Here is a 1,426-nt window from a genome sequence, read left to right as displayed (position 1 = left end):
TGAACTGACCCCGTAAAGTTGGACGGTTCATTGAGCTGGTAGATTTAAGGGCTGGGTCCTGTATTGCACAGGGGCCAGCCCTTTCAGTTTCAGTTTGATGCGGCGGTGGTTGTAATAGTCGATGTAGCCCTTGATGGCCGTATCGAGGCTTTGGACAGTGTCGAACCTTTCCGGATGGAAGAGCTCGGACTTGAGTGTGGCGAAGAAGCTCTCCATCGGTGCGTTGTCGAGGCAATTGCCTTTGCGTGACATGCTCTGTGCAAGGCCTCTGGCCTCCAGCCTGCGCTGGAATGCCGACATCTGGTATTGCCATCCCTGATCGGAATGCAGGATCGGCCGCTCGTCCTCGTTGAGCCGGGCGAAGGCTTTGGTCAGCATGTTGTCCACCAGTTTGAAGCGCGACCGGCGCGCCGTCTCGAAGGCGACGATCTCGCCATTGTAGAGATCCATGATGGGAGACAGGTAGAGCTTGTCGCCGGCCACGCTGAACTCCGTCACGTCGGTCACCCATTTGCGGTTGGCGCGGTCGGCGCCGAACTTGCGCTGCAAGAGATCGGGAGCGGTCCGCCCGATCTCGCCCCTGTAGGAACGATACTTCTTCGGCCTGACCAGTGACTTCAATCCCATCCCGGCCATCAGGCTCTGGACGGTCTTGTGGTTGACGCATTGGCCCAACTGGCGCAGTTGCGCGGTCACCCGGCGATAGCCATAGCGGCCCTTGTGGCTGTCGAAGATGGCCTTGATCGCCTCCTTCAGCGCCGCATGACGGTCCGGGCGCGAGGCCGCCTTTTGCCTGTAATAGAACGTGCTGCGCGGCAGCTTCGCCAGGTCGAGCAGGCCCTTAAGCGGATAAAACGGCCTTAACGCTTGGACGGCTTGCGCTTTTTGGGCGCATGTTCCTGCGTTAAGGCCCTCAGTTTTTTTAGGTAGGCGTTCTCCATCCGCAACTGCTTCAACTCGGCCAGCAATTCTTCGCGGCTTTTGGCCTCGTCACTGGCTGCAACAGGCACCGCAGGGGCCGGCGGCTTTGACATGGGTCGTCCTCTGGGGCGGGGGCCGAGCGCCTCTATCCCACCCGCATGATAGTGCTTCTCCCAGCCCGTCAGGCAACCGGAATTGCGGATATTGAACAGCGTCGCCGTCTGGCGATGCGACAGACCGTCCTTCCACATCCGCTCGAGCACCGACAGCTTGAACGCCACATCGTAACGACCGTACTTCCGCGACAGCCCGGCATCGCCATGCGCCTGGTACAAAGCAACCCACTTGCGCACAGTCGCCGCGTCAACTCCACGCTTAGACGCCGCACTCGCGTAGCTTTCATCCCCGCACAAATAGCTATCGACAACCGAGCGCTTGAAACGCGCACTGTGTTTGGACATGCAAAACCCCCGAAGGTTGTGTCCAACTTTCGGGGGTCAGTTCA

General features: G+C 59.6%; 1 protein-coding gene. It reads right to left on the bottom strand.

Going from position 1 to position 1,426, the window contains the following annotated elements:
• Positions 1 to 27 precede the first annotated feature (27 nt).
• Positions 28 to 1,382, bottom strand: a protein-coding gene (locus ABID26_RS36980) for an IS3 family transposase (RefSeq protein ID WP_435528654.1) whose coding sequence is annotated in 2 segments (ribosomal slippage) — positions 28 to 903 and positions 906 to 1,382 — 1,353 coding nt in all. Because the reading frame shifts where the segments join, the coding sequence is not laid out codon by codon here.
• Positions 1,383 to 1,426 lie beyond the last annotated feature (44 nt).

Source organism: Mesorhizobium shonense, from assembly GCF_040545255.1.
In the GTDB taxonomy this organism is placed as follows: domain Bacteria; phylum Pseudomonadota; class Alphaproteobacteria; order Rhizobiales; family Rhizobiaceae; genus Mesorhizobium; species Mesorhizobium shonense.
The sequence above is the reverse complement of the archived record's forward strand: the minus strand, read 5'-3'. Positions and strand labels throughout refer to the sequence as shown.